We start from the raw sequence: 24011 nt of genomic DNA on the forward strand, positions 1-24011 counted from the left end.
TCAGCTCGCCTTTTTCGACTTGGTCGACGACCGACAATTTAAAAGTCAGCGTGTAGTCTCGCTGACTACGCCTTTTTGCTGATTCCATTACGCCCTCCTGAAAATAGATCAGAAGGTGTAAACCTTATTCAGGACGGGACAGTGCGCATAAAAAAGGGAGCGAATCACGTCGCTCCCTTCGGCCTATCCAGGCAACCCTTATTCGTCATACCCAAGATTAGGGGCGAGCCAGCGCTCGGTCACGCGCATGTCCTGACCTTTGCGGGCGTTGTAGCTTTCGACCTGATCCTTGTCGACCTTGCCCACGGCAAAGTACTGCGCTTGCGGATGTGCGAAGTACCAGCCACTGACCGCCGCCGCCGGGAACATCGCGTAGTGCTCGGTCAGGAACACGCCGCTGACCCCCGGTTTGCCGTCGCCCTGAGTCGGGTCCAGCAGTGCGAACAGCTGCGCCTTTTCGGTGTGGTCCGGGCACGCCGGGTAACCCGGAGCAGGGCGGATGCCGAGGTATTTCTCTTTGATCAGGTCGTCGTTATCCAGCGTTTCGTCCTTGGCGTAACCCCAGTACTGTTTACGCACTTGTTGGTGCAGCCATTCGGCGCACGCTTCGGCCAGACGGTCGGCCAGGGCCTTGACCATGATCGCGTTGTAATCGTCGCCCGCGTCCTGATAGGCCTTGGACACTTCCTCGGCGCCGATGCCAGCGGTGGTGATGAAACCGCCGATGTAATCGGTGATGCCGCTGTCCTTGGGCGCGACAAAATCGGCCAGGGAGAAATTGGGCTTGCCGTCGGTCTTGATGATCTGCTGGCGCAAATGATGCAGCCTGGTCAGTGGCTTGCCGTCATCGTCGTAAACTTCCAGGTCGTCGTTATCCACCTGATTGGCCGGCCAGAAACCGAACACCGCACGTGCGCGGATCAGCTTCTCATCGATCAGCTTGCGTAGTAGCTGCTGGGCGTCGTTGAACAGTGAGGTGGCTGCTTCACCCACGACCTCATCGGTAAGGATGCGTGGGTATTTGCCGGCCAGATCCCAGGAAATGAAGAACGGGGTCCAGTCGATGTACTCGGCCAGCACGTTCAGGTCGATGTCCTCCAGCACCTTGGCGCCGGTGAAGGTCGGCTTGACTGGCGCGTAGCTGGCCCAGTCGAACTGCGGCTTTTTGGCAATCGCCGCGCCGTAGCTCAGGCGCTCGGTGCGTGCGCTGCGGGCCGAGGTGCGCTCGCGCACTTCAATGTATTCCAGCCGGGTTTTCTCGATGAACGCCGGTTTCAGCTCCTTGGACAGCAGTTGCGTCGCCACGCCTACCGCGCGGGACGCGTCGGTGACGTAAATCACCGCATCGTTGCTGTATTTGGGCTCGATCTTCACTGCGGTGTGCGCTTTGGAGGTGGTGGCGCCACCGATCATCAGCGGCAGATGGAAATCCTGACGCTGCATCTCGCGGGCCACGTGGACCATTTCATCCAGCGACGGGGTAATCAGGCCGGACAGGCCGATGATGTCGCATTTCTGCTCCTTGGCGACCTGCAGGATTTTCTCCGCAGGGACCATCACGCCCAGATCGACGATGTCATAGCCGTTACAGCCCAGCACCACGCCAACGATGTTCTTGCCGATGTCGTGGACATCGCCTTTCACCGTGGCCATGAGGATCTTGCCCTTGGCTTCGGGTTTGTCGCCTTTTTCTTCTTCAATGAACGGAATCAGGTGCGCAACCGCCTGTTTCATTACGCGGGCGGACTTCACCACCTGCGGCAGGAACATTTTGCCTGAGCCAAACAGGTCGCCGACGATGTTCATGCCTGACATCAACGGGCCTTCGATGACCTCGATCGGGCGCTTGAACGACTGACGCGACTCTTCGGTGTCTTCAACGATGTGCGTGGTAATGCCCTTGACCAGCGCATGCTCCAGACGTTTGTTGACGTCCCAGCTGCGCCACTCTTCGGTTTCGGCTTCCTTGACACTGCCGTCGCCCTTGTACTGGTCGGCAATGGCCAACAGCGCTTCGGTGCCTTCCGGTGTGCGGTTGAGCACCACGTCTTCCACGGCATCGCGCAACTGCTGAGGGATCTGATCGTAGATTTCCAACTGGCCGGCGTTGACGATGCCCATGCTCAGGCCGTTGCGGATCGCATGCAGCAGGAACACCGAGTGAATCGCCTCGCGCACCGGGTTGTTGCCGCGAAACGAGAACGACACGTTGGACACGCCACCAGACGTCAGGGCGTGTGGCAGGTTATCGCGGATGTAGGCGCAGGCATTGATGAAGTCGACGGCGTAGTTGTTGTGCTCCTCGATGCCGGTGGCGATGGCGAAGATGTTCGGGTCGAAAATGATGTCTTGCGGCGGGAAGCCGACTTCGTTGACCAGAATGTCGTAGGAGCGCTTGCAGATTTCTTTCTTGCGCGTTTCGGTATCGGCCTGGCCGTCTTCATCAAACGCCATCACCACCACGGCCGCGCCGTAACGCTTGCACAGTTTGGCGTGATGAATGAACTGCTCGACGCCTTCTTTCATGCTGATGGAGTTGACGATGCCCTTGCCCTGAATGCACTTGAGCCCGGCCTCGATGACTTCCCACTTGGAGGAGTCAATCATGATCGGCACGCGGGAGATGTCCGGCTCGCCAGCAATCAGATTGAGGAAGGTCACCATGGCCTTCTTCGAATCCAGCATGCCTTCGTCCATGTTGATGTCGATCACTTGGGCACCGGCTTCGACCTGTTGCAGGGCGACTTCCAGGGCTTCGGTGTAGTTGTCCTCGCGGATCAGGCGGGCAAAACGGGCGGAACCGGTGATGTTGGTGCGCTCACCGACGTTGACGAATAACGACTGGCGATCAATGGTGAACGGTTCCAGGCCCGACAAGCGACAGGCTTTCGGGATGTCCGGAATCACCCGTGGCGCGTAGCCTTTTACTGCGTTGGCGATGGCCTTGATGTGCGCGGGGGTGGTCCCGCAGCAGCCGCCGACGATATTCAGAAAGCCGCTCTGGGCGAACTCCTCGATCACCGCCGCAGTCTGGTTGGGCGCTTCATCGTATTCGCCGAATTCGTTGGGCAAGCCCGCGTTAGGGTGCGCGGAAATGTGGGTATTGGCTTTGTTCGACAGCTCTTCCAGATAAGGACGCAGTTCGCTGGCGCCCAATGCGCAGTTCAGTCCCACGGAGATCGGATTGGCGTGGCTTACCGAGTTCCAGAATGCTTCGGTGGTCTGGCCCGAAAGGGTGCGGCCGGAGGCGTCGGTGATGGTCCCGGAAATCATGATCGGCAGCTCAAAGCCGATTTCGTCGAACACGCCTTGCACGGCGAAAATGGCAGCCTTGGCGTTCAGCGTATCGAAAATGGTTTCGATCAGGATCAGGTCCGCGCCGCCTTCGATCAAGCCTTTAGTGGCTTCGGTGTAATTCTCCACCAGTTCGTCAAAGGTGACGTTGCGGTAGCCTGGATTGTTGACATCCGGCGACAGCGAGCAGGTGCGGCTGGTCGGGCCGAGCACACCTGCGACGAAGCGCGGTTTGTCAGGGGTTTCAAGGCTCTTGGCGTCGGCTACCTTACGGGCCAGGCGTGCGCCTTCGACGTTCAACTCATACACCAGCGCTTCCATGCCATAGTCGGCCTGGGACACTTGGGTGGCGTTGAAAGTGTTGGTTTCTAGGATATCGGCACCGGCGTCGAGGTATTCTTTCTCGATGGCACCGATCACATCCGGGCGCGTCAGGATCAACAGGTCGTTGTTACCCTTGACGTCACTTGGCCAGTCGGCAAAGCGTTTGCCGCGATAGTCTTCTTCCTCCAGCCGATAGCTTTGGATCATGGTGCCCATGCCACCGTCGAGGATCAGGATCCTCTCTTTGAGAGCCTGCTTGAGTGCTTGAAGACGGGCGCTGCGATCTGACATAGGGCTACCTGGATGAAGAAATACTGAAAATAGGTGATCACTAAAAGTGAGAAATAATAGCAAACCTGCGCCGTTTTAAACCGTGCGCGGTTTTACATGAATTCTGCTCATGTTGATGGCCGTTCGCTACGGGTAGAATCGACGCGTTTTAATTTCAGGACACCTGTTCTATGTTGCATCGCTTGCTCGCCAGCTTTATGGCCCTGATGTGTTGCGGTGCAGCATTCGCGCAGTCACCGATTGATCTTTCCGCGAATCCGTCGGGCATTTCCTACAGCCGGGACATTCAACCGATCTTCACCGAGAAGTGTGTCGCGTGTCATGCCTGCAACGATGCGGCGTGCCAGTTGAATCTGGGCAGCGGAGAAGGGGCCTTGCGGGGGGCGTCGAAAGTCCAGGTTTATCAAGGCGAGCGCAGTCAGGCGATTACACCAACACGGATTTTCTACGATGCCCAGGGGCCGCAAGCCTGGCGCGTCAAAGGCTTCTATTCGGTGCTCGATGGTCAGAGCAACCAGGCTGCGTTAATGGCGCGAATGCTCGAATTGGGGCACAGCACGCCATTGGTGCCTAATGCCAAATTGCCGGATGACATCATGCTGGGGCTGAATCGGGAAAACCTGTGCCCGATGCCCGCTGAATTCGACGGCTATAAGCAGGCGCATCCAAAAGAAGGCATGCCGCTGGCAGTTACCAGGCTGACCGATAGTCAGTACCAGACGCTGCAACAATGGCTGAAGGCCGGTGCGCCTGTCGACCAGATGCCGATTCAAGCCAGCCCTGGCGAAGCTGCCCAGATCGCAGAGTGGGAAGCGTTGCTCAATCGTCCCGGTTCAACCGAGGCGTTGGTTGGGCGTTGGCTTTATGAGCACTTGTTCCTGGCGCACATCTATTTCACTGGCGGGGAGCCGGGGCATTTTTTTCAGTGGGTGCGCTCGCGTACGCCTAGCGGCCAGCCGGTTGACCTGATCGCTGCTCGACGTCCTGATGACGATCCGGGTTCGGAGTTCTTCTACCGCCTGATGCCGGTGCAAGGTGTGATCGTACACAAGACCCACATCACCTACCCGATGGGGCCGCAGAAAATGCAGCGGGTCAAGCAGCTGTTCTACAGTGGAGACTGGCATGCTGACGCGCTGCCTGGTTATGGCCCACTGCACCGCGCCAACCCGTTTGATACGTTCAAGGAAATCCCGGCCGTCGCCCGTTATCAGTTCATGCTCGATAACGCCGAGTACTTCGTGCGCACCTTCATTCGCGGGCCTGTGTGCCGCGGGCAGATCGCCTCCGATGTGATTCGTGACCACTTCTGGGCGCTGTTCCAGGAGCCGGCCCACGACCGTTATGTCACTGATGCCGTCTACCGCGCCAAGGCTACGCCGCTGCTGGCGATGCCGGGGCAAAACGACGACGTTGGCAGTGTACTGAGCGTTTGGCATGACTACCGGGACAAGCGCAATGAATATGAAGAGCTGCGCACAGATGCCTACGCAGACATCTCGCCACCTGGCTGGGCAACGTTATGGGCTGGCAACGACAATGCGCTGCTGACCATCTTTCGGCATTTCGACAGCGCCTCGGTCAACAAGGGCTTGATCGGCGATTTGCCGAATTCGGTGTGGCTGTTCGATTATCCGTTGCTGGAACGCACCTATTATCAATTGGCGGTTAACTTCGACGTCTACGGCAACATTTCGCACCAGGTGCAGACCCGCCTGTATTTCGATCTGATTCGCAATGGTGCCGAGGTCAACTTCCTGCGCTTGATGCCTGCTGACAAGCGCGACGAGATCCTCGGCAATTGGTACCAGAACGGCGGGAAAGTGAAGATGTGGCTGGATTACCAGCGCATCGACGACAGCACACCGACCGGAATGAAGCTGGACGAGAAAGACCCCAAGCGTGATTTCGAACGCAAGCTGGTCGAGCGTGCCGGGACGCTAAACGCAACGCCCGATCCGATCAATCGCTGCGCCGGCGCCTATTGCTCGCGGCCAGGTATTGATCCGGTATTCGCTGACGTCGAGCAAACGTTAAGTCGTCTGGTGTCGCGTCCGGCGGCGGGGTTGAAAGTCATCGATCAGCTTCCTGAAGCGACCATGTTGCGTATCCAGGACGGCAGCGGTAAACGCATCATGTACAGCATGCTGCGCAACCGGTCCCACAGTAATGTGGCGTTTCTGCTGGGCGAGGCGTATCGCTATCAACCGGGACTGGACACCCTGACAATTTATCCCGGCGTGCTGAGCAGCTACCCGAACTTCATGTTCAACGTCCCGGCTAACGAGGTGAGCGAATTTGTCGCCGCCATGGAGCAGGCCAGACACCAAGACGCTTTTGATAACATCGTCCAGCGTTGGGGCGTGCGCCGTAGTCATCCGTTGTTCTGGACGTACTTTCATGATCTGGAGCGTTACATCCAAGAGACCGAGCCACAGGAAGCGGGGGTGCTGGACATGAATCGGTACGAGAATCTTTGACCGCAAGGGGGCTGATTTTTGCCTCGCTTTGCCGCGAATCAATCTGTCCCTGGTTGGAGCGTCGAATACCGCCGTCGGGGACAGATCAATTGTTTAAAAAACGCAAAAAATAAACCAGCCCCCCTTATGCATGCCCCCTGCATACGCTGTGCATCACCGCCAAACCCTTGTAGAACATGGCCTGCCGCCATTAGACACCCCGTCAGGCTGCGCGAACCTTTTGAACCGTATGGCAGTCGGAAACTGCGAGTCGTCCTTGAAGTACTGGCCTTCATAAGTGCCTTGGGTCGAGGTTTCCGGTGTAAGCGGCAAGAGGTTAGCGATGTTGATTTCGGTTCAAGCCCTGCGGGCACTCGCCGCGTGGGCTGTTGTGTGTCATCACTTCATGCAGATTTTTTTTGACTTCCATCCAAGCGGTCCGTTGGGGGAGTTTTTCACCGCGAAGGGCGCCGTCGGCGTCGACATCTTCTTCGTCATCAGCGGCTTGGTCATCTACCTGTCGACTTTCGACAAAGACATGCCTGTCGGCCGGTTCATGCTCAACCGCATCATTCGTATCGTCCCGGCATACTGGCTGTACACCGTGGTCATGGGATTGCTGGTATGGATCGCCAGCCCGTTGCTGCCGCATCAGGTGGTCGATTGGCAAAGTTTCATGTTGTCTTTGCTGTTCATTCCTTCGGAAAATCCAGGCGGCTACGGGCTGTATCCGACCCTGAACGTTGGCTGGACCTTGAATTATGAGATGCTTTTTTACGTGCTGTTCTCGATGGTTTTTTTGTTCCAGCAGCGCCATCGGCCTTTAATCATCGCCGCTGCGCTGTTTGCGGTCAGTGATGTGCTGGGGCGTTCTGGCCTGATCAGCCGGTTCTATGCCAACGACATTGTTTATGAATTCCTGCTGGGGATCGGTATAGGTGTCATCTACCGTCGCGGGTGGATCAGCCAGCGCCTGTGGTTGCCGTTGCTGGCGATTGTCGGGGCGGTGATGATCATCAATCAGTTGGAACCGACGGTGCGAATCATCAACTGGGGCCTGCCAAGCGCGGTGATTGTAGTGGCGTGTATCTCGCTGGAACCCTACTTGCGTGGCAGCCGTCTGTTGAAGACGATGGGCGACTGCTCCTATTCGGTGTATCTGTTGCACGTGTTGGTGCTGTACGGCGGTTGGCTGGCGAGCGAACGGTATGGTTTTAACCCTTACGCGGTGTTTGCCGTGTGTGTCCCGATCATTGCCCTGGGGGCGTGGGCCAGTTACGAAGTGATCGAGAAGGGCCTGTATCGACGGATGAAAGGCTGGCTGGATAACCGCAGACTGGCGAAGGAAGCGGCGCTGTCTTGAGTGAGGGGCTGGTCTTGGCTTTGCCCTACATTTTTTTATCCTAGTAAAACACTAGGACTTTGTAAGGCGCTGGCGATTGGCGTAAACTGCGGCCACGTCTGCGAGGAATTTTCATGACCGCTATTACTATTACCGATGCCGCCCACGATTATTTGGCTGATCTGCTTGAAAAACAGAACACCCCGGGTATTGGCATCCGCGTGTTTATTACCCAGCCTGGCACCCAGTACGCTGAAACCTGCATTGCCTATTGCAAACCGGGTGAAGAGAAATCCGAAGACAAGGCCATCGGCCTGAAAAGCTTCACGGCCTGGATCGACTCCTTCAGTGAAGCGTTTCTGGATGACGCCGTTGTCGATTACGCAACCGACCGCATGGGCGGCCAACTGACCATCAAGGCGCCAAACGCCAAGGTTCCGATGGTTAATGCCGACAGCCCCATCAACGAGCGGATCAACTACTACCTGCAAACCGAAATCAACCCAGGTTTGGCCAGCCATGGCGGTCAGGTCAGCCTGATTGATGTGGTCGAAGAAGACAACGCCAACATTGCCGTGCTGCAATTCGGTGGTGGTTGCCAAGGGTGTGGCCAGGCCGATGTGACGCTCAAGGAAGGTATCGAGCGCACCTTGCTTGAGCGCATTCCCGAGCTGAGCGCCGTGCGCGACGTGACCGACCACACCCAGAAAGAGAACGCCTACTACTGATGGGTTCGCGCTGTTAAAAAAATGCCCTGACTGGTTCGGGGCTTTTTTGTGGGTGCAGGATTTGCAGACGCGCTCTTGCCAGGTCGTTGAATACCGCTGATTTACCGCCTAAACACATGCGCATGTCCGGCGCTATACAGCGATGACTCGCTGAACACCTCATTGCCCAACACTCGCCCGACCAGGATCAATGCAGTGCGGCGAAAGCCCTTTTCCTGCACCTTCACTTCGATGTCCGCCAGCGTACCCCGCACCCAATCCTGATCCGGCCAACTGGCACGATGGACCACGGCAATAGGGCAGTCGGCACCGTAGTGGGGTGTCAGTTCGGCCACGATTTTGCCGAGGTTGTTGACCCCCAGGTGGATTGCCATGGTTGCCTTGTGCCGCGCCAGATCGGCCAATGCTTCGCCTTCCGGCATCGATGTCTTGTCGGCATAGCGGGTCAGAATCACGCTCTGTGAGAGGCCCGGCAGGGTCAGTTCGGTGCCCAGCAGCGCAGCACACGCAGCGGTGGCGGTGACGCCTGGGATGATTTCAAACGGGATATCCAGCTCGCGCAGGTAACGGATCTGCTCGCCAATGGCGCCATACAGACTCGGGTCGCCAGAGTGGACCCTGGCCACATCCTGGCCTTGTTCATGAGCGGATTTCATCAAGGCGATGATTTGTTCAAGGTGCAATGGGGCGCTGTTGGTCACTTGAGCCGCCCGATGCCCCTCAAGTACTGCCTCTGGCACCAATGAGCCAGCATAGATAATGACCGGGCACGAGCGGATCAGGCGCTGGCCTTTGACGGTAATCAGTTCCGGATCGCCGGGACCTGCGCCAATGAAAAAAACCGTCATGGGGGCTCCAGAGTAGGTGATGACCTATAGGCGCCAACTTATTTTATTGGCGAGGCAGACGATGATGAAGTGCTCCAGGCAAGGGCTTCGCCAACAAGTTGGCTCCTACAAGGAGATGCGGCCAGCCAGTGCGAATGTCGCGTGACTGTTTTTACGGCGTTCTATCAATAAGCGCGGCGCTGATCCCGCCAGGCGTGTAGCCAACGCCAATGCCGCGCTCTCGGCTACGCCATGACACCCGGTCGCCTCAAAGGCGCTCTGCGAGCGATGAGTCAATTGTCCGTCAAACACCGATAACTCATAGGCACTGAAAAACACCAAGGGTAAACCCAGCGTTTCGGCCAGTTCAAGCAAGCCCGGTTCCGATGCCTTCAGGTCGATGGAGGCCAGGGCAGTGATGGCCTGAACAGTCAGGCCTTCACGCTTGAGGCTGTGGTCGATCAGTTCGAGCAACGAGTCTGCCGAGCAACCTCGCCGGCAGCCTAGCCCAGCCACCAGGATGGGCGAGTTGCCGGGCGGTATCATGCGGCGTGCGGCAATTCTGAGGCGTGCAGTTCAGGATTGTTGCGGCGGAACAACCAGGCGCTGATCACGCCCATGGCAACCCAGAACACCGCGTTAGTCAGCAGGGAGGCGATTTTGAACTGCGACTCCAGGGCTTCCGGTGCCAGGCTGGCGTGAACTTGCGGCTGAGGTGCGCCAATCACATGCGGGACCAGCAAAATCGCTACACCCAATACCTTGAGCATCCAGCTCTGCGCGAAGACCAGCAACGCCAGCGCCACCGCAGTCGATGCGGCAGTGCCAATCCACCAGAGTTGACGCTGGGTCAGATCCGCGGCCGCGGTGCCCGGTAATTCAGGTGGCAGGCCAAGGGTCGGGGCCAACACGAACACGGCAAAACCGGCCAGCCCCCAGAGGGCGCCTTGTGAGGTCCGGCCTGGCGCACGCAAGGTGTAAAGCGCAGCGAGCATCAGCGCGAAACCCACAGCGACCACCAGATTACCGCCGGTGGTGGACAGCACGCGCTGCCAGCCGTCTTCAGGTTCCCAGGCCTGTGCGTCATGCACATGGCCGGGCATCGCGCCTTCTGCGTGGTCATGAGGTTGGACTTGCGCGGCAGGGGCTTTTTCATAGGTTTCCGCCTGAAGAATCAGCGGGGCGACCCAGAGGCTTTGCAGCAATGTCAGCAACAGGGCCGCGAGCAAGCCCGTGAAGCCTGCGGTTTGAGCGATACGCTTGAACATGGCGTCAGGTCTCAATGGCAAGGAAAGGCTGCGCTGTGACGGGTGTCGTGCGCGGCATTGTGTACCGCATCGATGTGCGAGAAACCGGCGAAGTAGACCAGGCAGGCGCCCAGGATCATCGCGCTGACGGCGGCGGTCAGGCGTTGGGTCTGGGTGGCTGTGGTGCTCGAAGGGGTAGTTGGGCTGGTAGTGCTGATCGACATGGCGCTTCCCTCTGAAATGTCAGCGAGCAGGAAAGCGCAATGGAACCCGCTGACAGGCGTCAGCAGAGACTCAACAGCGCCCGCCCACCGCGGGTTTGTTATGTGAATGTTTCGGGCCGGTCTCCGGGCTTGCGAGGGATTGCGCGTACACACGCTCAATCACCAAGAGTCGCCTTCCCATGTCGCACGCCTATAGCCATGACGAACACAGTGGATTTGACCCTTCACTCGCTTACCGTTGCGGGGGCAGCGCCGGACTTGCACAAGCTTGTAGCTCATACGCACCGGTTTCCCGTTTCACCCTGTGAAGGGCACCCGTAACAAGGCGTGTAGGAGAGCATGGTCCGACGGGCAGCGTCAATCCTGAGGGCTGACCATTGAATGACCGGTTCGGTGATTGACCTGTGCAAGGTCACTGCGTAGCCTTGCGCAGTCGAGGTTAGCCGGCACGTAGCTGGCGTCAGGGACTTGTACGAGAAGTGGCGAGCGTCGCGAATGCAGCCAGTTGTCGCCCAGGGCCCTGGAAGGGAATGCGGTTGAATGCCGCAGCTGCCCCCGCAACTGTAAACGGTCATGTTCATTGCACAGCCACTGCGCAAGCGGGAAGGCGCGATGAATGCCTGTCGGTTTTCTCATTGAACACCGCATGCCACCGTCAGCCAGGAGACCTGCCTCGACCTGGGCATCATGCCCTAAGCATTCTCACTACAACCGGGCGGGGTGATCCGGTGGCGAATCGAACTGCCAGCCAGTGTGCTGCGCTGTTCTCGTCCTGTTTGCCCGCCGTAATGTCAAAGGGCATCAGATGAAAACGCTGGCCAAACTCCCCGTCACCATCGTTACCGGCTTCCTCGGCTCGGGCAAAACCACCTTGCTGCGGCACATGCTCGACAACGCTCAAGGTCGCCGTATTGCGGTGATCGTCAACGAGTTCGGCGAACTGGGCATTGACGGCGATATCCTCAAGCAATGCACCATAGGCTGTACCGAAGAAGAAGCCAACGGGCGCGTGTATGAGTTGGCCAATGGTTGCCTGTGCTGCACCGTTCAGGAAGAGTTCTTCCCGGTGATGCGCGAACTGGTTGCCCGGCGTGGCGACCTCGACCACATCCTTATCGAGACCAGTGGTCTGGCCTTGCCCAAGCCGTTGGTGCAGGCCTTCCAATGGCCGGAAATCCGTAACGCCTGCACCGTCGACGCGGTGATCACGGTGGTCGATAGCCCCGCCGTACTGGCCGGCACCTTCGCAGCCTTCCCTGATCAGGTCGATGCGCAGCGCAAACTCGACCCAAACCTGGACCATGAATCGCCACTGCACGAGCTGTTCGCCGATCAACTGGCCAGCGCCGATCTGGTGATCCTCAACAAGGCCGACCTACTCGATGCCGCATTACTGGCTGCCGTGCGCGCCGAAGTGGCTGAAGAGCTGCCGCCTGCGGTGAAGGTCATCGAGGCCAGCAAAGGTCAGTTGCCGATCAGCGTCCTGCTGGGCCTTGGCGCCGAGTCCGAACAACACATCGACAGCCGCAAGACCCACCACGATCACCACGAAGGTGATGACCATGACGACCACGATCATGACGCCTTCGATTCGATTTCCATCAGCCTGCCGCAAGCTGATGAGCGCCTGCTGCTGGATGCTCTGACCCAAGCGGTCGTGCAGCACGGCATCTTGCGTGTCAAAGGCTTTGCGGCGATTCCCGGCAAACCGATGCGCTTGCTGGTGCAAGGCGTCGGTACGCGTTTCGACAAGCACTTCGATCGCGCCTGGAAGGCTGACGAAGAACGCCTCACGCACCTGGTGCTGATCGGTCAGAAACTCGATGCCTCGGTGCTTGAGGCTCAACTGCGCGCTGCGGTCGTGGCTGTAGCGATCCAAGGTTAAGGCATGCACCTGCTCAGAACCCAGCCCGGCGGTTTTGTCCCGGACGACAGCATTGCTGATCTCGGGCAAACCCCCGCCCAATTGGTGATTCTGTGCAGCGGCGACTCGCATCTGGCGTTGCTCGCCGAAACCGCGCAGCAACTGCCGGACGATTATCCCAGCCTGCGTCTGGCCAACCCGATGCAGGTGCAGAACCACGCCTCGGTCGACCTGTACGTCGATCAGGTGTTGCGGCACGCCAAGGTTATTCTGATTTCCCTGCACGGCGGCATCGGCTATTGGCGCTACGGTGTCGAGCGCTTGGTCGAACTGGCCGCGCGCGGGGTAACGCTGATTCTGGTGCCCGGCGATGATCGTCCCGACCCTGAGTTGAGTGGCCTGAGCACCGTGCCGGCCGAGGATGCCGAACGGCTGTGGCATTTCTTGCGTCAGGGCGGCAAGCACAACGCGCTGCAACTTTATCGGTGTCTGGCCAGTGGCTGGCTGGGGCGCGACTATTCGTGGTCCGAGCCGCAAGCCTTGCCGCGCACCGCCCTCTATCACCCGAAAAAGGCCAGCGCCGAACTGCTCGATTGGCAGGCTGACTGGTTAGCCGGTCAGCCAGTGGCGGCCGTGCTGTTTTATCGCTCGCATTTGCAGGCGGCCAACACCGGCTTCATCGATGTGTTCTGCGAGTGCTTGTTGGCGCAGGGCTTGAATCCCTTGCCGATTGCCGTTGCCAGCCTCAAAGAGCCTGCGTGTCTGACGGCGGTGCAGGACTGGATGGACGAGGCCGACGCCCAGATCATCCTCAACACCACAGGCTTTGCCCAATCAAGTCCGGAGGCGCCGCACCTGCGGCCGTTTCGCCGCAACATCCCGGTGATCCAGGCCATCTGCGCGCAGGATAACGAACCGGCGTGGCGGGCCAGTGAGCAAGGGCTCGGCTCCCGCGATCTGGCGATGCACATTGCTTTGCCAGAGCTGGACGGGCGCATTATCAGTCGGCCGATCAGTTTCAAGGATCTGGCGTGGCACAGTGAGCGCAGTCAGTCGGACGTGGTCTGCTACCGGGCTCAGCCCGAACGCATGGACTTTGTCGCCGAACTGGCGCGACGCTGGACTCTACTGGCGCGCGTGCCCAATCAGGACAAGCGTGTGGCCTTGATCCTGGCCAATTACCCGACCCGCGATGGGCGTATCGGCAACGGCGTTGGCCTTGATACACCCGCAGCGGCGCTCAATATCCTGCGCGCCCTGCAAAACCAGGGCTATCCGCTGGCACCGTTGCCTGATACCGGCACCGAGCTGATTCACGCATTGCTCGGCGGCGTCACCAATGACCCTGAAAGCATGGATCAGCGGCCTTGCCACCAAAGTATGGCGATGGACGAATACCTGGCCGCCTTCCAGGCATTGCCCCAGGCTAATCGCCAGGCAGTGATCCAGCGCTGGGGCCTGGCGCACACTGACCCGATGTGCCGCAGTGGCCGGATGATGGTCGCTGGCCTGCGTTATGGCCTGACCTTCATTGGCATCCAGCCCGCACGGGGTTATGACGTTGACCACAGCGCGGTGTATCACGACCCCGATTTGGTGCCCACCCACGGTTATCTGGCGTTTTACTTCTGGCTGCGTAAAAGCTATGGCGCCCATGCCGTGATTCACGTTGGTAAGCACGGCAATCTGGAATGGCTGCCGGGCAAAGGCGTGGGCTTGTCCGAACACTGCTGGCCGGATGCGATCCTCGGCGCCATGCCGAACATCTATCCCTTCATCGTTAACGATCCGGGTGAGGGCGCTCAGGCCAAGCGCCGCACCCAGGCGGTGATCATCGACCACCTGATGCCGCCGCTGACCCGCGCCGAAACCTATGGGCCATTGCGCAACCTGGAACTGTTGGCGGACGAATACTACGAAGCGCAGTTGCTCGACCCGCGACGCGCCCGTGAGCTGCAAAAAGACATTCTCAATCTGGTGCGCGAAACCCACATCGATCGTGAACTGGCCCTGGATGAGAGCCTCGACAGCGAGGTCGATGCTGCAATCTGGCTGCCGCGACTCGACACGTACCTGTGTGACCTAAAGGAATCACAGATTCGCGATGGCCTGCATGTTTTTGGCGAGTCCCCGACCGGGCGTCTGCGCATCGACACCTTGCTGGCGCTGCTGCGCATTCCACGAGGCGACGGCAAAGGCGCGCAGGCGAGTTTGTTGAGGGTGTTGAGCAAGGCGTTCGGGCTGGGAATCGACCCGCTCGATTGTGTATTGGGCGATCCATGGACTGGCCCGAAACCTCATGCATTACATGAGGTCAGTGACGAGCCATGGCGCACGGCGGGCGATACCCGTGAGCGTCTGGAGTTGTATGCAGCCCGTTTGATTGAGCGCGTACTGAGCGATAAATCTGAATATATTTCTTTAGAAAACAAAGAACTATCGCTGATAGTTGATTCTTTACACGAAGTTGTGGCGCCGCGCCTGGACGCATGTGGACCTGCGGAAATGAGCGGTTTGCTGGATGCCCTGAGCGGGCGTTTCGTGCCGGCAGGCCCCAGCGGCGCACCCAGTCGCGGACGTTTGGATGTGCTGCCAACCGGGCGTAACTTCTTTTCGGTGGACGTGCGTAACCTGCCGACCACCACTGCGTGGCGGATTGGCTTTCAGTCGGCAAATCTTTTGCTGGAAAGGCACTTACAAGACAATGGTGATCATTTACGTCAACTTGGGCTGTCGGTCTGGGGCACCGCCACCATGCGTACGGGCGGCGATGATATCGCCCAGGCGATGGCCTTGATGGGGGTTCGTCCGGTGTGGGCCACAGGCAGCCAGCGTGTCGATGATTTCGAAATCTTGCCCTTGAGCCTGCTGGACCGCCCGCGTGTCGACGTCACGCTGCGTGTTTCGGGTTTCTTTCGCGACGCGTTCGCCAACCTGATTCGGTTGTTCGATGCGGCGGTACAGGCGGTCGCCGCGTTGGATGAGCCGGACGACATGAACCCCCTGGCTGCCCGCGTACGTGAGGAGCGCGCCGAGTTTCAGCGCGCAGGCGCCACGCCCGAGCAGGCCGCACGTCAAGCCGGTTGGCGCATCTTCGGGTCCAAGCCGGGTGCGTATGGCGCGGGGGTGCAGAACGCCATCGATGGTCGCTTGTGGCAGACCCGCGATGACTTGGCCGAGGTGTATCTGAATTGGGGCGGTTATGCCTATGGCGCCAGCGATGAAGGCACCCCCGCACGCGAACATTTCGCCCAGCGCCTGAACCAGGTGCAAGCCGTGCTGCAGAACCAGGACAATCGTGAACACGATCTGCTCGACTCCAACGATTATTACCAGTTTCAGGGCGGCATGTTGGCGGCAGCAGAAAGCCTGCGCGGTGCACAGATCGCCAGTTATCACGGTGATCACAGTCAGCCGGACTTGCCAAGGATTCGCACCCTGAAAGAAGAGCTGAATCGTGTCGTGCGGTCGAGGGCGGCCAATCCGAAATGGATCGAGGGGGTCAAACGCCATGGCTACAAAGGCGCGTTCGAAATGGCGGCGACCGTGGATTTCCTGTTTGCCTTCGACGCCACCACCGAGCTGATCGACGATCACCAATACGCGCTGCTGGCGGACGCGTATTTGCTGGACCCCTCGACGCGCGAGTTCATTGCGCAACACAATCCGCACGCACTACGCGAGATGACAGAGCGCATGCTAGAGGCTCAGCAGCGTGGCTTGTGGCAGGACCCTGGCCAATACCGCGAGGCGTTGGAAAATCTGCTGTTGGACATTGAAGAATCGTGATGGGCGTCAGCTACACGCTGTCAGCCGCACGACGGACGCGAGAACCGTGCAATGAGTGAAGTACCGCATTTTCCATTGGCGGCGGTGGTGGGCGCCGATGCGTTGAAATTGGCACTGTGCCTGACGGCCATTGACCCGCAGATCGGCGGTGTGTTGATCGAGGGGCCACGGGGGATGGCGAAGTCCACCTTGGCGCGCGGGCTGGCCGATTTGCTGGCCAGTGGTCAGTTCGTCACCTTGCCCTTGGGCGCAACCGAAGAGCGTTTGGTGGGTACGCTGGACCTCGATGCTGCATTGGGGGAGGGACGCGTAGCGTTTTCACCGGGCGTGCTGGCCAAGGCCGACGGCGGTGTGCTGTATGTGGATGAGGTCAATCTGCTGCCGGATCATTTGGTCGACCTGCTGCTGGATGTCGCCGCCAGCGGGGTCAATCTGGTGGAACGTGACGGCATCTCCCATCGCCATCCGGCGCGTTTTGTCCTGATCGGCACCATGAACCCTGAGGAAGGCGAATTACGTGCGCAGTTGCTCGATCGCTTTGGCCTGAACGTGGTGTTGAGCGGGCGTACCGCGCCGGTCGAACGCAGCCAGATCATCCGTCGTCGGCTGGATTTCGATGCTTCGCCCGAAGCGTTTTGCGAGCGATGGGCCGAACAGCAAAACGCCTTGAGGGCCCGTTGCGAACGTGCGCGGGTATTGTTGCCGACCATTGCGTTGGACGATCACAGCCTTGAATTGATTACTGAGCGCTGTTTTGCGGCGGGTGTGGATGGGCTGCGCGCGGATCTGGTCTGGCTGCGTGCAGCACGTGCGCATGCGGCCTGGCGTGGAGCAGCGGCGATTGCCGAGGAGGATCTGGACGCAGTGGCCGAGTTTGCCTTGCGCCATCGGCGTCGTCATTTGCCTGAAACGCAACCGCCCGCGTCACAGCAGCCCTCTAAGCCTGGCAACGAGCCAAGCGGGCAATCACCCGGTCACGACGAGGGCGAGGGCAGTTGGGGTGAGCTGCCAGCGCAACAGGTCGCCACCGGGAAACGTCGAGACATTCCGAGCTGGCCAAAAAAGCCGTAGGCATCCGCCCTCGTTCGATCAAGGGGGCGGATGCCAGCCCCCGGCCCGGTCGACTTAACGCAGGCAAAAGCGGCGCGGCGCGGTCTGGGGTCGAGGGTGCGATTGCCTGGCTGCCGACCTTGTTACGCGGACGGCCAAAGGTTTGCTCCGATCTTGTTCGCCAGCCTCGCAGCGCACGGCCACAAGCGTTGTGGTTGGTGATTGTCGATGCATCGGCGTCAACCCGGCGGCATCAGGCGTTGAGCCTGGCCAAAGGGCTGCTCTCTCAGCTATTCGATGACGCCTATCGACATCGCGTGCGGCTGGCGTTACTCACCGCCAGCGGCAACCATGCCCGCTGGCAGCACCAGGGCTTGAAAGCCAGTGCGGCGCTGCAGCCATGGCTGGATGCGTTGGGCGCCGGTGGTGGCACGCCGTTGTTCGATGCGCTGGATCAAGCGGCAGAATGGTTGCATCAGCGTCACAAACGTTATCCGGCGGAGTCACAGCGGGTGCTGGTGCTCACTGATGGGCGCGTCAAGCAGTTGTCGTCATTGGCAGCGTTTGAATGCCCCAGTCTGCTGATCGATATGGAAAAGGGGCCAATACGGCTGGGAAGGGCGGCTGATATCGCAACGATGCTCGGCGCCGAGTATCGGCATATCGATGAGCTGTAAGCCACAAGTCTCAAGACTGATCAAAAAGGCCGCCAGCGCCTCGGCCCCCAGGTTCAATCGTTGCGCTGGAACCGGCCCAGGTACAGCCATCATTAAATTGCGCGGCAAACCGAAGTCTTCCACTGGAAAACCTTGGACATCGTGCTCCACCAGCTTACGCAGCGACGAAACCGGCGCGAAATAGGTCCACACCGGTTTGCTCAGCTCCACCGCCATGCCGACTTCAAGCGCGGTGCCGGAGTCTGGCTCCAAGCGGCGAAACACATTCAAGTCGGCAAGTACAGCCGTGCAATGTCGAGTCATCGCAATGTTCAACGAACAGATTTCACGGGCGGTCTGCCGGGGCGAGAGGTTGGGCGTGACTTCGTTGTCGAACGGATAGTGCGTCAGTTAAAGCTGGCGCAGGATAGTCGATGAAAGTTCGATACTGGTAAGAAATGGCGAATCAATCAGACCCGGAGTCATGCATGTTGCACCGCGAGGTGCAGGGTGAAGCGTTGACAGGGGAAACCGATGGGCCAGCTATTGAGCCACATAATCAGGGATTCGGGATGCCGATGCTGTTACGCGTTCAGAACGATCTTCACGGTACCGGTCTAAGTGTTCACGGTACGGGCCAGCCAGCATTTTGCGGATGGGTCGAAGTGTCGAGCCAGCAAGTGCCGGAAACTCATGATCGTGGTCTTCGGGGATTGATGCACTCAGCGTCAGGCGTGCGAACTGACGCATCGGTGTGGTTTCGTAAAGCGCTTCTTCCTTGGCCGGATTTCCCAGGGAAAACCAGTTCTGCAACAGATGAGTGCGCAGCATGGTTTCCAGCGTGTAGGGTTTACGGCCCGGGTATTGGCCATGATCCTGGCACTGTCGCCCTGCTCTGGCATCGGTACCCAGTTGGTCGGCATGCAGACGATATCCGCGCCTTGTATTGCCAACAGCCGATATGCCTCGGGGAACCAGCCGTCGTAGCAGATGATCATTCCCAATCGGCCAAAAGGCATATAGAACAAGGGTAAGTCGAGATCCCCAGCCTCGAAGTACAGATGCTCGTCGCCCCAGAGATGGAGCTTGGCGCAAACCCGAAAGACCTTTCCTGTCGGTGACTGCCAAGATGCTTTTGAAGCAGGATTCCTGTTGAGGATTCAGCAGCGGATAAGCAGTCTTCGTCAAGACGAGACGTCCTGAGTTCAGTGGAGAGAGGCGATTTTTGGTGAGTTACAGCAAGGGCACTGCAATGACATGATTTGAAGCTCCATGGTGGGGATGTCATTGTTGTGATGTAGTGTGTAATTTTTTCGACTTGAATTGTGTTGTACATGTTTTCATGTGGGGAGAGCGCACAAGCGGTCGCACCGAAAGTCCGGATGTCGGAGTGAAATTTCTCCTTAGAACTGTCAAAGATTGAAACCTTGGCGATTTAAATGGCGTCCATGTAAGTGCAGGGTGGGGCGACAGTCATTCCTACTGCGACTCATTAAGCGAGCGTGGTAAAAGTGGAGATTGTAGTGATGGCATGTTTATTTAGTTTCACCAGGTATTGCTCTGCCAATGGCTCTGTTGCGAAAATCTCGGACTATGTTTAGGAATGAATTAAGGATAGGAGAACAGTCATCGGCCCGATAAATGCAGCTCAAATCGATTTGGGCATTGTCGGGTGCATCGCTCAGCGCGCGATATACTACCCCAGGCAGAGTAAGGACTGAAGCCGACTCAGGAACCAGGCAGACGCCAAAGTTACTGGCCACCAAGGCCACTCCGGTCACGGTATCATCGACCTCCTGTACAACCTGTGGGATGAACCCCGATTTTTCGCACATGCTCATTACTTTATCGACAAAGTTTGGACGCGAACCCGTAGGAAACAAGATCAATTTATGATCGGCCAGTCGGTGAAACGGGACGATGGTTTCGCGTGCCAGAGGATGCTTCTCGTTGACTGCCAGCAACAGCTTTTCCGTGATAACGAGTTCATTGGCAATATCGGGTGACGGAATGATAAATCGGTTGAAGCCCGCGTCTATTCGACGCTGACGCAAGGCATCGATTTGTTCGTCCTTATTCATGTTATGTAGAACGATTTTTACGTCTGGATGGCTGTTGCGGAATGTCAATAACAGCTTGGGGATGGTATCAAGAATGCCCGAGCCAAAGATTCCGATATCCAGCTTGCCCAGCATCCCCTGACCGGCTCTCTGCGTTCGCTCAGTTGCCTGCTCGACCACAGAGTGAATATTGCGGGCTTCAGCGAGGAACAATTCACCGGCCTGAGTCAGTTCCATACCACGTGGTGTGCGAATGAATAACTGTACGCCCAACTCATCTTCCAACTGCTGGATCTGTCGAGTCAACGGAGGCTGTGAGATATGTAGACGGGTGGATGCCCGGCGCATATTCAGTTCCTCCGCAACAGCGATGAAGTAGCGAATATGGCGCAAATCCATGTGAGGCAGCCTTTTGGGTGGTTGCTCAATACGCTAGAGGTACTGAAGCAAACGTTAATGATATTGGAGTTGCACGCGTTCAACCAATATATTTTGTCCTGATTGCGTTAGCCGGTTGCGGGCGCCGGAATACGCTCAAACATGCTCCGTCAATGCGTGATCAACTGATCCTCCTGCTGTCCGCGTTTCGCCGCGGCCCACACCTGAGTGGGAGATATTCCACAACGGGTAGCCGCCACGAGCATAGCGATACCTAATAGGTATCGGATTGGCAGATTTTTGGTATTGGACGGTAACTCTCAAGAGCAATAGTTTTGTGCACATCTTCTGTTGAGAAGCGCGAGGCAAATATTCGCGGGGGCAGAACGAAAAATACAAAAACAAAAAAAATCAAGGAGACGACATGGGTAACAATACCTATCAGTCAAATGCTTCCTTTGGCTATCGCTCAGCCTTGGCATTTGGCGTACTCGCTGGATTGTCGATGAGCAGTGCAACCTATGCATTTCAGATCGATTCCGGTAATCCTGACATCCAGATGTCATTGGATAACACCGTAAAATACAGCGCTGCATGGCGGGTTCGCAGTGCAGATTCCGATGTCGCTAATAACTCAATCGGCGTTCAGGCCAACACCAACGATGGTGACCTGAACTTTGACCGTGGGCTTATTTCCAATCGCCTCGATCTGCTATCTGAATTCGACATACGGTACAAACGCAATTTCGGCTTACGCCTCAGCGGTGCAGCTTGGTATGACGATGTCTATAACCAATCCAACGACAACCCAGGCGCGCTCAATGGCGCACTGGTGAATTCGCATTCGGTCCGTTATGACAAATTCACCTCGGACACCGAGAAGTTGCAGGGCCGTAAGGCGGAAATGTTGGATTCGTTTGTCTACGGCAGTTTTACCCCGGCGGACATGCAGCTCAACATCAAGGCAGGTCGTTTTACCCAGCTCTACGGCGAAAGCCTGTTTTTCGGCAGTAACGGCATTGCGGCGGCGCAAACATCGCTCGACTTGATCAAGGCGCTTTCAGTCCCAAACTCTCAGTTCAAAGAGATACTTCGGCCGATCGATCAGCTCTCCGGCCAATTGCAGCTCAATTCAAACGTGTCAATTGGCGCCTATTACCAGTTGGAATGGCGCAAGAGCCGTTTGCCCGCCGCAGGTAGTTACTTCAGTTTTGCCGACTTCATTGATGACGGTGGCGAGTCGCTGATCATGGGGCCGGGCGTCTCTTTTTCCCGCGGGCATGATATTGATGCTAAGAATTCGGGGCAGGGCGGAGTTCAACTAAAATTTAGTGTTGGTGATGTGGAATACGGTGTTTATGCAGCGCAATTTCACGACAAGATGCCACAGTTTTATGTTCACCCTGATACCGGCTCTTACGAGGAAGTCTTCGGCGAAAATATCCGTACGGTAGGCGCTAGCTTCAGTACCTTGATCGGTGAAACCAACGTCGCCGGAGAAGTCTCGTTTCGTAGCAACATGCCGTTGGTGGCCAGCGGCAATACGGTGATTGTGCTGGCCAGTCAGGGCGCGGATGGCGATAACAAAGCGGCCTTCCCGGTGGGTCGTACTATGCATGCCAACTTGTCAGCGATTGATGTGTTGGCCGCCACGCCATTTTGGGATGGCGCCTCCTTTATCGGTGAACTTGCCTATAACCGACTGTTGAGCGTCACGGAAAACCGAGATCAGCTTGATCCTGAGGCGACGCGCAGCGCCAGTGCGTTGCAGTTTATTTTCACGCCTGAGTATTTCCAGGTAGCACCGGGTCTGGACCTTCAGGTTCCGATGGGTGTGAGTTATGGGATTTCCGGCCGCTCCGCCGTCAACGGTGTGTTATTTCCCTCAGAGCACGGCGGCAATATCACCGTGGGGCTAAAGGGCGACTACATGAAAACCTGGCAGGCCAGTCTCAATTACACACACTACTACGGGCCGGAAGGTTCAATTATCAAGTACGACACTGACGTACCCGAACTCTCCTATAAAAACTTTCATGGCGACCGTGATTTCATTTCGTTGTCGGTTCAACGCACTTTTTAAGTTCGGATTTTTTCCCGCCTGAGGGGCATCACAATGTATAAGAAAAGCGTTTTATGGGCGGCAATCGTTGCCAGTTTTCTTGCCACGCAAATGGCGCAAGCTGCGGTGGGCGCAGACGAAGCCGCGCAGCTTAAAAGCAGCCTGACCCCGCTGGGCGGTGAGATGGCGGCAAATAAGGACGGCAGTATCCCGGCCTGGAGCGGGGTCAAGGGGTTGTCTGTTTCCAGTGAGAAAATCGGTGATATCCCGGTCAAGTTATTTGCCGATGAGAGACCACTGATAAAGATCACCGCACAGAACATGGGGCCGTATGCGGATAAGTTGTCCGAAGGCACTCAGGCGTTGCTGAAAAAGTACCCCGATACCTTTCGCCTGGATGTTTACCCCACGCATCGTACGGCGGCGGCGGCGCAGTATGTTTATGACAACACCCTGAAAAATGCCACCCAGTGCAAGGTTAAAGATAATGGCATGTCGTTGGAGGGTTGCTATGGCGGAGTGCCGTTCCCTATTCCCAAGTCAGGTGTCGAAGCTATCTGGAATCACTTGTTGCGGGTCGAAAATGAAGCCACTGAGGTAGCGAACTTCAAAAACATCATTTTGACGTCCGATGGCTCACGGGCCATGGCGACGATGAACGATCAGTCCAATCAATATCCGTACTACTACAAGGATGGTTCGGCAGATAAATGGAGCGGTGAATATTTCCTGCAACGTTTCAGCACCATTGCGCCGCCCTTCAAGGCCGGGGAGTCTCTGGTGTTTCGCGACAGCATCAACGTCAGTCAGGCACGTCAGGCCTGGCAGTATCTGGTCGGCCAGCGTCGTGTGCGCCGGGCACCGACGGTGGCGTATGACACGCCGGACTTCGTGGCCTCGGGTGCGAACTACTTCGATGAAGTCATGGGCTTGATGGGGCATGTCGACCGCTATGACTGGAAGTTGGTGGGTAAGCGCGAGATGTATGTACCTTACAACACTAATGAAGTGGTCACCTCTTCGCTGGATCAGGCCTACGGCAAGCATCATTTGAATCCTGACAAGGTGCGTTGGGAGCTGCACCGCGTGTGGGAAGTGGAAGCGACGGTTGCTGCTGGCAAGCGTCATGCGGTGCCCAAACGTCGTTACTACCTGGACGAAGACTCCTGGATGGTGCTGCTGATGGATGGCTATGACAGTGAAGGCAAACTGTGGCGTACCACTCAGGTGACGCCTTTCCTGTTGCCATCCGTGCCGATGCTGGGCCTCAAACCTGCGCATGTTTTCAACTTGCAGGCCAATACCATGAGTTCGTCGCAATCACTTAACGAAGCCACTTTCCATGTGGTGGGGCGCAAGCCAGAGACGTACTTTACCGGCGACTCAGTGGGTGCCGAAGGCGTGCGTTAAATCACC

General features: G+C 57.7%; 15 protein-coding genes, 3 pseudogenes and 2 riboswitches. Of the genes and pseudogenes, 9 read left to right on the plus strand and 9 right to left on the minus strand.

Translation table 11 applies throughout. The annotated features are described in order from the left end of the window. Window positions 1-198: 198 nt before the first annotated feature. Entirely contained in the window at window positions 199-3909 is a 3711-nt protein-coding gene (gene metH / locus VGC62_RS09260) for a methionine synthase (RefSeq protein ID WP_331186776.1), read from the minus strand. 170 nt (window positions 3910-4079) lie between these two features. On the opposite strand from metH, the gene VGC62_RS09265 reads away from it, so the two are divergent. From VGC62_RS09265 to nfuA, 3 genes are all read left to right on the plus strand, one after another. Continuing rightward, complete coding sequence (locus VGC62_RS09265; RefSeq protein WP_331186777.1) at window positions 4080-6389, plus strand: fatty acid cis/trans isomerase; 2310 nt, start codon at window positions 4080-4082, stop codon at window positions 6387-6389. Between the two features lie 322 nt (window positions 6390-6711). Further along, window positions 6712-7731 (plus strand): acyltransferase, encoded by a 1020-nt coding sequence (locus tag VGC62_RS09270; protein WP_331186778.1) that lies wholly within the window; start codon window positions 6712-6714, stop codon window positions 7729-7731. Window positions 7732-7844: 113 nt separating this feature from the next. Next, window positions 7845-8438: a Fe-S biogenesis protein NfuA gene (nfuA, locus tag VGC62_RS09275; RefSeq protein WP_331186779.1), complete on the plus strand. Its 594-nt coding sequence runs from the start codon at window positions 7845-7847 to the stop codon at window positions 8436-8438. A 101-nt stretch (window positions 8439-8539) separates the two neighbouring features. On the opposite strand, the gene cobM is transcribed toward nfuA, so the two are convergent. The 4 genes from cobM to VGC62_RS09295 all read right to left on the minus strand — a co-directional run bounded on the left by cobM (window position 8540) and on the right by VGC62_RS09295 (window position 10736). Next, complete coding sequence (cobM, locus tag VGC62_RS09280; RefSeq protein ID WP_331186780.1) at window positions 8540-9286, minus strand: precorrin-4 C(11)-methyltransferase; 747 nt, start codon at window positions 9284-9286, stop codon at window positions 8540-8542. A gap of 105 nt (window positions 9287-9391) precedes the next feature. After that, window positions 9392-9811: a cobalamin biosynthesis protein gene (locus tag VGC62_RS09285; RefSeq protein ID WP_331186781.1), complete on the minus strand. Its 420-nt coding sequence runs from the start codon at window positions 9809-9811 to the stop codon at window positions 9392-9394. Then, the gene (locus VGC62_RS09290) at window positions 9808-10533 is read right to left on the minus strand and encodes a CbtA family protein (protein ID WP_331186782.1); all 726 of its coding nucleotides are present in this window, start codon (window positions 10531-10533) and stop codon (window positions 9808-9810) included. The genes VGC62_RS09285 and VGC62_RS09290 overlap by 4 nt, the downstream gene beginning before the upstream one ends. Window positions 10534-10544: 11 nt before the next feature. After that, window positions 10545-10736, minus strand: a complete 192-nt coding sequence (locus VGC62_RS09295) for a CbtB domain-containing protein (RefSeq protein WP_331186783.1) — start codon at window positions 10734-10736, stop codon at window positions 10545-10547. A 97-nt stretch (window positions 10737-10833) separates the two neighbouring features. Next, a riboswitch (cobalamin riboswitch) is annotated at window positions 10834-11070 on the minus strand. Window positions 11071-11227: 157 nt separating this feature from the next. Further along, window positions 11228-11426: riboswitch (cobalamin riboswitch) on the plus strand. Window positions 11427-11541: 115 nt separating this feature from the next. On the opposite strand from VGC62_RS09295, the gene cobW reads away from it, so the two are divergent. From cobW to VGC62_RS09315, 4 genes are all read left to right on the plus strand, one after another. Next, a complete protein-coding gene (gene cobW, locus VGC62_RS09300) occupies window positions 11542-12621 on the plus strand; it encodes a cobalamin biosynthesis protein CobW (protein WP_331186784.1) in 1080 nt (359 codons plus the stop codon). A gap of 3 nt (window positions 12622-12624) precedes the next feature. Then, window positions 12625-16389 carry a cobaltochelatase subunit CobN gene (cobN, locus tag VGC62_RS09305; protein WP_331186785.1) on the plus strand — a complete coding sequence of 1255 codons (3765 nt, stop codon included), beginning with the start codon at window positions 12625-12627 and terminating at the stop codon, window positions 16387-16389. Window positions 16390-16440: 51 nt separating this feature from the next. After that, window positions 16441-17460, plus strand: a complete 1020-nt coding sequence (locus VGC62_RS09310; RefSeq protein WP_331186786.1) for an ATP-binding protein — start codon at window positions 16441-16443, stop codon at window positions 17458-17460. Between the two features lie 101 nt (window positions 17461-17561). Next, window positions 17562-18116 (plus strand): vWA domain-containing protein, encoded by a 555-nt coding sequence (locus VGC62_RS09315; protein WP_331186804.1) that lies wholly within the window; start codon window positions 17562-17564, stop codon window positions 18114-18116. A 21-nt stretch (window positions 18117-18137) separates the two neighbouring features. On the opposite strand, the pseudogene VGC62_RS09320 reads toward VGC62_RS09315, so the two are convergent. From VGC62_RS09320 to VGC62_RS09335, 4 genes and pseudogenes are all read right to left on the minus strand, one after another. Continuing rightward, window positions 18138-18497, minus strand: a pseudogene (locus VGC62_RS09320) (nucleoside 2-deoxyribosyltransferase); the annotation flags it as partial. A 263-nt stretch (window positions 18498-18760) separates the two neighbouring features. Next, a pseudogene (locus VGC62_RS09325) lies at window positions 18761-18953 on the minus strand (transposase); the annotation flags it as partial. Window positions 18954-18973: 20 nt separating this feature from the next. Next, a pseudogene (locus tag VGC62_RS09330) lies at window positions 18974-19255 on the minus strand (nitrilase-related carbon-nitrogen hydrolase); the annotation flags it as partial. Window positions 19256-19630: 375 nt separating this feature from the next. Continuing rightward, window positions 19631-20554, minus strand: a complete 924-nt coding sequence (locus VGC62_RS09335) for a LysR substrate-binding domain-containing protein (protein WP_331186787.1) — start codon at window positions 20552-20554, stop codon at window positions 19631-19633. 403 nt (window positions 20555-20957) lie between these two features. On the opposite strand from VGC62_RS09335, the gene VGC62_RS09340 reads away from it, so the two are divergent. After that, window positions 20958-22616, plus strand: coding sequence for a DUF1302 domain-containing protein (locus VGC62_RS09340; RefSeq protein ID WP_414705774.1), 1659 nt, complete (start codon window positions 20958-20960; stop codon window positions 22614-22616). Between the two features lie 33 nt (window positions 22617-22649). Next, window positions 22650-24005 (plus strand): DUF1329 domain-containing protein, encoded by a 1356-nt coding sequence (locus tag VGC62_RS09345; RefSeq protein WP_331186788.1) that lies wholly within the window; start codon window positions 22650-22652, stop codon window positions 24003-24005. The last annotated feature ends 6 nt before the right edge of the window (window positions 24006-24011 follow it).

It is taken from the genome of Pseudomonas sp. (assembly GCF_036404235.1).
In the GTDB taxonomy this organism is placed as follows: domain Bacteria; phylum Pseudomonadota; class Gammaproteobacteria; order Pseudomonadales; family Pseudomonadaceae; genus Aquipseudomonas.